This window comes from Gemmatimonas sp. (genome assembly GCF_041689975.1).
Lineage (GTDB): Bacteria > Gemmatimonadota > Gemmatimonadetes > Gemmatimonadales > Gemmatimonadaceae > Gemmatimonas.
The window spans coordinates 1-7,814 of the sequence record NZ_JBDNFF010000252.1 but is presented as its reverse complement, the minus strand read 5'-3'; the positions used below and the strand labels follow the sequence as shown (position 1 = coordinate 7,814).

General features: G+C 64.7%; 6 protein-coding genes and 2 pseudogenes. 7 read left to right on the top strand and 1 reads right to left on the bottom strand.

The genetic code is table 11. From position 1 onward, the window contains the following. Window positions 1–115: 115 nt before the first annotated feature. From ACESNG_RS15970 to ACESNG_RS15955, 4 genes and pseudogenes are all read left to right on the top strand, one after another. Window positions 116–367: pseudogene (locus tag ACESNG_RS15970) on the top strand (amidohydrolase family protein); the annotation flags it as partial. A gap of 232 nt (window positions 368–599) precedes the next feature. Then, a complete protein-coding gene (locus tag ACESNG_RS15965) occupies window positions 600–899 on the top strand; it encodes a hypothetical protein (RefSeq protein ID WP_373069729.1) in 300 nt (99 codons plus the stop codon). 361 nt (window positions 900–1,260) lie between these two features. Continuing rightward, window positions 1,261–2,115, top strand: coding sequence for a fumarylacetoacetate hydrolase family protein (locus tag ACESNG_RS15960; protein ID WP_373069727.1), 855 nt, complete (start codon window positions 1,261–1,263; stop codon window positions 2,113–2,115). 87 nt (window positions 2,116–2,202) lie between these two features. Beyond that, a complete protein-coding gene (locus ACESNG_RS15955) occupies window positions 2,203–4,152 on the top strand; it encodes an FAD-dependent oxidoreductase (RefSeq protein WP_373069725.1) in 1,950 nt (649 codons plus the stop codon). On the opposite strand, the gene ACESNG_RS15950 is transcribed toward ACESNG_RS15955, so the two are convergent. Beyond that, window positions 4,149–4,958: a TIM barrel protein gene (locus ACESNG_RS15950; RefSeq protein WP_373069723.1), complete on the bottom strand. Its 810-nt coding sequence runs from the start codon at window positions 4,956–4,958 to the stop codon at window positions 4,149–4,151. The genes ACESNG_RS15955 and ACESNG_RS15950 overlap by 4 nt on opposite strands. Before the next feature lie 170 nt (window positions 4,959–5,128). Here ACESNG_RS15950 and ACESNG_RS15945 point away from each other — a divergent pair, with 170 nt between their 5' ends. The 3 genes and pseudogenes from ACESNG_RS15945 to ACESNG_RS15935 form a co-directional block, all read left to right on the top strand. Continuing rightward, a complete protein-coding gene (locus ACESNG_RS15945; RefSeq protein WP_373069721.1) occupies window positions 5,129–6,052 on the top strand; it encodes a transketolase family protein in 924 nt (307 codons plus the stop codon). After that, window positions 6,049–6,852 carry a transketolase gene (locus tag ACESNG_RS15940; RefSeq protein WP_373069719.1) on the top strand — a complete coding sequence of 268 codons (804 nt, stop codon included), beginning with the start codon at window positions 6,049–6,051 and terminating at the stop codon, window positions 6,850–6,852. Before ACESNG_RS15945 ends, ACESNG_RS15940 begins: the two co-directional genes overlap by 4 nt. After that, window positions 6,849–7,814, top strand: a pseudogene (locus tag ACESNG_RS15935) (mandelate racemase/muconate lactonizing enzyme family protein); the annotation flags it as partial. The gene ACESNG_RS15940 and the pseudogene ACESNG_RS15935, both read left to right, overlap by 4 nt.

Genomic DNA, 7,814 nt, shown 5'->3' with positions numbered 1-7,814 from the left:
TCCCGATGCCATGGTGGCTCCTAACCATGCGGGCTTCCCGATCGATCACGATCCGGAGGGCATGCAGATATGGCGCGACGGGATGCGAGCGCTGGCGGAGTAACCCAATGTCCACGTCAAGATCTCGGAGTTCGGCATGCTCGACCGTGTCTGGATCGGGGAGCGCCCCCGGACGATCGTGCTCGAGGTCATCGACATCTTCGGTACCAACCGCTGCATGTTCGCGAGCAACTTCCCCGTCGACAAGCTCTACTCCGACCACGCGACGATCTTCGAGGCGTTGTCGTCGATCACCGCGAACTTCTCCACTGCGGAGCGCGAGCGTCTCTTCACCAGGAATCCCGAGCCCTTATACCGTCTCACCTGAACCAGGTCGACTCTGCGATGAGTCCCGCCACGCGCGCGATCGCAGACTCGGGGATGCCCCAAGCATTGTCCAGAAGCAGTGCAGGTCTGCGCCGTATGCAGCGCGCTCGCCCAGTACGGGGAAGTTCGATCTCCACATCAGTCGATCCGCATCGGAGGCGGATGCGACGCTCCTCACGAAGTTGACCGCGACGTCATACGGATGGCTCTGGCACACCCCCAAGCCCGACAGTGTGACCATCACGTTCGTCGCGCAAGCGCAGTCGAGAAGTGCCTGCCGACGAGTGAGCACTCCGTCCTCGAACTGCGGGCGGCCGACCCATGACGTCGACAACGTTCTCGAGCCCATCGGGCCCAAAGAGGACAACATTCACCCCGAGGCCGAGCGCGCTGATCGCGAAGCCCGGGTTCGCCAGCGACATGTCGACCGCCACCCGCACACGGCGGAACGTGCCGTCAGCGGCAAGCGGAGCAAGTTGACCGGTGGACTCTGCTGCGGAACGGTCGATCACCGCAACACCCGAGAACCTTGACGCATCTGACCCTACGAATTCGGCGATGTAGGTGTTATCGGACTGCCCGAGATACTGGCACAGAACTGCCCTGTCGACCCCGGAATCGCTCATGCACGCGGTCACCGACTCCGCGGGCAGAAACTTGTCCAGTCAGCAGTGGGTGCAGGCGTACATGATCATGAGGCATCACGCCCCGGGAAGGCTCATGCCCGTCATGGCACCGCCATCGACGAAGAACTCGTCGCCGGTCGAGTAGGTCGCATCCACACACAGATACCGCACGAGTTTCGCGGCATGCTTAAAGCTTCACGCGATCGAGTGGAGCGCGAACCGAGAAAGTAGGCTCAGCATGTCCATCTATCGTGAGGGAGGAATTCGCATGCGTTTCGTCAAGGTCGGTCAACCAGGACAGGAATCCCCTGGGTTGCTGGTGGACGACGACAGCTATGCCGACCTGTCGAGCGTCACGACCCGGATGGATAGTGCGTTCCTCACGGTCATCACCGATGGCCGGATCGAGGAACTCCTTGCGGGGCAGGACCTGCCCGTGCGGCCGTTGGCCGGTCAGCGACTGGGAGCGCCGATCGATCGTCCCGGCAAGATCGTCTGCATCGGCCTAAACTATGCCGATCATGCGGCGGAGTCGGGGATGCCGGTGCCATCGGAGCCAATCGTCTTCTTCAAGGCGACCAACACACTGGTCGGGCCCACTGACGAACTGCGCATCCCGCGCGGGTCGGTGAAGACGGATTGGGAGGTCGAACTCGGTGTGGTCATCGGAGCGGAATGCCGCTATCTCGACTCACCCGCCGATGCGGTGTCGCGGATCGCGGGCTACGTGGTCAGCAACGACGTGTCCGAGCGCGAGTTCCAGTTCGAGCGCGGCGGCCAATGGGTGAAGGGCAAGTCATGCGAGACGTTCAATCCGTGCGGACCCTGGCTGGTCACCGCTGACGAGCTCGGCGAGGTCGGCTCACTGGCGATGTGGCTCGATGTCAACGGCGAGCGGCGGCAGTCGGGCTCGACGGCGACCATGATCTTTGATGTGCCGTTCGTAATCTGGTACCTGAGCCAGTTCATGGTGCTCGAGGTCGGGGATCTCATCAATACCGGGACGCCGCCGGGGGTCGGAATGGGAATGACGCCGCCGACTTACCTAAAGGCGGGTGACGTGGTCGAGCTGGGCATCGCGGGTCTCGGCGCGCAGCGACAGCAGGTCGTCCCAGCCCCGTAGCCGGTACTCAGGCGCCTTGACTGTTAACAGTCAACGCTTTCGATGCTGTGGCCATGGGTTCCCTCGACCCATGAGTAGGCTGCTGCGATGAGCCTTTTATTCGAGCCGATCTCGATCAATTCAATGTCCCTGCCGCACCGGATCATCACCGGACCGATGGAGCGGGGCATGGCCAACCAGGACGGCACGCTCACTCCTCGCTACATCTCCTACCTTCAGGCACGGGCCGCTGGCGGTGCCGGGCTCATCCAGATCGAGTCCACCTACGTCGACCCGATCGGGATGGGACACCTGTTCCAGGTGGGGTGCCACGACGACCTCGTCATCGGGCCGCTGAGTCAGGCTGTCGCGGCGGTTCACCCGTACGGCGCGAAGCTCGCACTGGAGCTGTACCTTGGCGGTCGTGAGACCCCGTCGATAATGTCGCAGCGTCAGCCGATAGCGCCGTCTGTCGTCCGCTGCGAGGTGCTCAATCCAACCCCGACGCCTCGGGAGATGACCCGGGCCGACATCGACCGCGTTGTCGGGCTGTTCTGCGCGGCGGCCGCGCGTGCGCGCTCAGCCGGCATCGACATGATCCATCTGCACGGCGCGCATGGATATCTGGTCGGTTCATTCGTGTCCCCTTTCAGCAATCGCCGCACCGATGAGTTCGGCGGCTCGCTGGAGAATCGCGCGCGCTTCCCGCTGATGCTGGTGGCTGCACTGCGCGCAGAACTCGGGGCAACCTTTCCCCTTGGATACCGAATGACTGCCGAAGAGTTCGTACCCGGTGGTCTGCACATCGATGAGTCAAGCGCGTTCGCAGCGATGCTTGCCGATGCCAGCATCGACTTGGTCGACGTCTCGAGTGGTTTCTACGAGAGCAGTCACATGATCATGCAAGGTTCGGAGTCACCCGACGGCGGGTTCGTCGACCTGGCACTGCAAATCAAGTCGGAGGTCGGCGATCGAGCGCTCGTCAGCGTGGCGCAACGACTGTCACGACCGGGCGTCGCCGAGCGCACGCTCGAGCAGGGCATCGACATGGTGTCAATGTCGCGGGCCTTCCACGCCGATCCGCAATATGTCAACAAGCGCCGTTCTGGTCGCCAGGACGAGATCACGCCCTGCATTGCGTGCCATCACTGTGTAGACAGGCTGGAGGCGAATCTCGTCAGTGACTGCACCGTGAATCCGGAGACCTCGCGGGAGTACATCCTGGCAAGGTCCCTTCCCGATCCCGAGCCCAGACGAGTGGTCGTCGTCGGCGGGGGTCCGGCCGGGATGCAGGCCGCAACCCTCTTCGCCGAACGAGGAAGCCGGGTGACGTTGATCGAGCGCAGTGACCGTCTGGGCGGGCAGATGCACCATGCGGCGACCGTCTTCGGCGATTTCCAGAGTTACATCGAATCTGAGCAGGCCCGCGTCCACGCCGCTGGCGTCGAAGTATGCCTGAGTACGACCGCAACAGCAGAAACACTCGCGGTGCTTGGTCCGGACCTGCTCGTCATAGCTACCGGTGTTCGCGAGGCACCGCGTCGTTTCGAGATCGCCGATGATGTGGCTCCACTCGGCCTCCTGGAGGCATTCGGCCTGCCGGCCGACGTCGTGCCGACGAGCATCGTCATCGCGGGTGGAGACTGGGCCAGTTGCGTGCTCGCCGTGCACCTGGCGCGCCGCGGGTCCCAGGTGGCGATCGTCGATCCGCACGCCCAGTTGGCGACCGAGCGTCCGGGCTGTGGTCACGAGCAGCTGCTACGGCTTGTCGGCTCCACCGCGGGGCGGCGCGCGCTGACCGAATCGACGGTGGAGCGCGTGGGCCGCGGCTGGGTCGAGATCCAGTCGCGGGGAGTGGTCAGTCGCCTTCCCGACATCAACCTCGTCGTGGTGGGTGGGCGGCAGTCGGAGAATGCCCTCGCGCAGCAGTTGCTCATCAGCGCCAGTTGCGAAGTGCTCGTCATCGGTGACGCGCTGCGCCCCCGCGACGTCCACGCGGCCAACCTCGATGCACTGCGAGTCGCCGTTGGCCCGCGGTCGCAACTGGCCTTGGTCTAGGTGTTCGCCGAGATAAAGTCGATCGATCGTCGAAGGTCGTCCGCAAGAGTCGGACTTCCACCGACCTCCGATGCGAACGGCTCCAGGGACCAGATCCCGTCGTAGGTCGACATCAGGGTACGTACCTGCTCGACGTTGCCCATGACATCGGATTCGTCGACCAGGATGCGGAGCCGGTCATCCCACGCCTCCACGGGGATGCCGATGTCCGCCACGCCAGACAGGTGGACGAGTGCGGTGAGCGGCGAGTAGTACTGCTCTCCCGCGACCGCGTGGTGGAACGAGTCGTGGACGATCCCGAAGCACGCAGGCGTCCCTCGGGATTCCAGTGCCTGATCCGCGACTGCCTTGTAGCGAAGCGAGGATCGGGTGAAACCGAGTGGCTCGATCAGTGCGCGGACTCCCGCAGACTCGAGCATGGGCTGCAGCCCATCGAGCGCCTGCTCGAGGTGGGACTCCGCTGCCGCAGATCCGGGCTCGGCGACGCTCGGGCAGAGCACGAGGTTCGGGATGGAGGCTGTCTCCGCAAAATCGATTAAGGCCCGGGCCTGATCCGCGCGCTCGCGATCCCACAGATCGAACCTCTGGAGGGCATTGATGCTGACGATCCCGATTCCCGAGTTCCGCGAGAGCTCGGCAATGGCCGCTGGCGCGTAGGCCAGGACATTTGCAGCGGGCGGCAGCTCCCAGCCCGGCGGCATCCCGTCGCGCAGTTCGACGGTGTCGACGCCCACCGTGGCCGCCAGCTCCAGGAACTTCGGGATCGGTAGCAGTGGGCAGATGGCGTGATTGAGCGCGAAGCGCATGTGGATTGCCTCCATCAAAACGGGGACGGATTGTCAACGGATGACAGAGTACTCATAGTTCGTGGCGCGGGTGGAGGTTAGATGCCAGGAGAGCGCGAGTTTGAGGGAAAGTTCCTCATGGACGCCGAGTCTTCGGTATATTGTCCTTTATTACGGCTATAGAAGTAGTGATGCGGGCGGCGCCATTCTCCGACGCCCTCGTCGCGCTCGGTCGCGAGCGACCAGATGTCGTCGTGTTGAGCGCCGACCTCAGCAACTACACCGACCTGATCGGTTTCACGACCGCCTTTCCCGAGCGGTTCATCCAAGTCGGCATGGCTGAGCAAAACATGATGGGGATCGCCGGCGGCCTTGCCCGGTCCGGCTTCCTGCCGATCGCCGTGACCTACGGCGTATTCGCCACCAGGCGCGCCTTCGACCAGGTCGCGATGGCCATGTGCACGGGACCGGTCAAGGCGATCGTGGTTGCCTTCCTCCCCGGGATCACCACCCCGTTCCGCGCTACCCACCAGGCCACCGACGACCTTGCGCTGATGCGGGAGATCCCCGGCATGACTGTCATCGACCCCGCGGACGCCACTGAGTTGGCCGCGGCACTCAGCGCGGCCGCCGCCCACCCCGGCACCGTGTACCTGCGGGGACTGCGCGGAATGGTCGAGGAGCGCTTTGATCCAGCGGGCTTCGAGTTCGTCATCGGCCAGGCACGAACGCTTCGACGCGGGGCCGATGTTGCGATCGTCTCGACCGGTCTCGGTACGGCGTGGGCACTCGATGCCGTCGATGAGCTCGCGACTCGTGGAATCGAGGCCTCGCTTCTGCACGTGCCGACCCTCAAGCCGATCGACTCCGGTGCCATAGCCGAACTCGCTGGGCGCTTCGGAGTCCTCCACGTGATCGAGAACCACTCTGTCATCGGCGGCCTCGCCACGGCGGTTGCAGAGGTGGTCGCTCAGGTGGGCGTGGCGACCACTGTCCGGCCCCTGGGGGTACCCGACGAATGGGCGCCGGCAGGTTCCCTCGATCACATCCGGTCTGAGCTGGGGCTATCGACCGGCGCCCTGGCTGATCGGATCATGCCGGCGGTGGGACGATGACGATTCCCGACAGCGAGATCGCCAGGCGCGCGGCGTCGATCCGCCGGCGATGCATCATGATGTGCCGCGGCCGCGGGCAGGGCTATGTCGGGCAAGGCCTGGCCCTTGCCGATCTGATGGCGGCCCTCTACTTCGACGAATTTCGCCGGACGACCGACGACGAGTTCGTGGATCGGCGCATTTTGTCGACGGGCCATAGTGCGATCGCGCTGTATGCGGCTCTTGGCGAGCCCGGTCTGTACGCCGATAAGGAGCTCGGGGCGTACGGCATGGACGGTTCCCGGATCGAGGAGAGTCCCCTCGCCGGCCTTCCGGGCTTTCACATCACCGGTGGCTCGCTCGGGCAAGGCCTGTCGCAGGCGGTGGGCTTCGCGCTGGCCGATCGACTGAAGGGTTCCGATGCGCGTACCTTCTGCCTCATCAGCGATGGTGAGTTGCAGGAGGGCCAGATCTGGGAGGCGGCGATGTCGGCCGGTCACTACGGTCTTGGTTCGCTCGTGGTCCTCGTCGACAACAACGGCATGCAGGCCGACGGTGACACCTCACAGGTCATGACCGTCGAGCCGGTCGATGACAAGTTCACCGCGTTCGGCTTCCGTGCGGAGCGCGTCGACGCGAACGATCTGCCGGCGCTGCGCGCGGCGCTGGCGCGGACTCGCGACAACGATGGTTGCCCGCACGCGCTGATCTGCACAACCCTGCCCGGCAAGGGTTCGCCGACGCTCGAGGCATACGAGAAGGTGCACTACGTCCGTGCCACGGACGACGTGTGGCAGCGCGCGCTAAGTGAGATCCAGTGACCCGCATCACGCGGATCTCTACCTTTAGGTGGGCCGATCAGCCCAATTGCACTTGGGTGGAGATCGAGACCTCGGCGGGAGTCGTCGGTCTCGGGGAGACCTTCTACAACGCGGGTGCTGTCGAGTCGATCATCCACGAGATGGCCGCACCGCTCCTGCTCGGGCAGGATCCGGAGGCGCGAACCCTGCACTGGCGCAACCTGTTCGCGTGTTCGAACTTCTACGGTTACGCGGGCGCGGAAATGAGAGCTTTCAGCGCGATCGACATGGCGCTGTGGGATGTTGCCGGCCAGTTGCTCGACCGACCGATCCATGCGCTGCTCGGCGGCGCGGTGCGATCAAGTATTCCCGTATACGCCACCTGCGCCGACGCGGGCGCGTATCGAGACCAGGAGCGAACACGCTCCGATCCGGGCGGGCTCGCCCAGGACCTGCTCGCCTCGGGCATCACCGCCATGAAGGTCTGGCCCTTCGACCGATTTGCACCTCAGATCAAGTCGGACTCGGTGACGGGACCGGCCGGGTGGTCGGCGATGGGTCCACCCGGGAGCATCCTGTCGGCAACGGACCTTGCTGAGGGAATCAGCATCGTGCAGCGGATCCGCGACGCGGTCGGCAATCGCATCGAGATCATCATCGAGGGTCACTCGCGCTGGGATGTGAACTGCGCACTGCGCATCCTGCGCGCGCTGGAGCCGCTCGATGTCCTCTGGGTAGAGGACATCATCCAGCCGGACAGCATCGCGGACCTGCGTCGGCTGGCACAGGAGACGCGCGTGCCGCAGGCCGTCAGCGAGCGACTGTTCACCCGCTATCGCTAACGGGACGTACTCGAAGCCGGGGCGGCCAACGTCATCATGCTCGACGTCGCGTGGACCGGCGGGATCACCGAGGCTGCGCGCATCTGCGATCTGGCCGACACCTATCACCTCCCGGTGGCGCCGCACGACTGCACGGGTCCC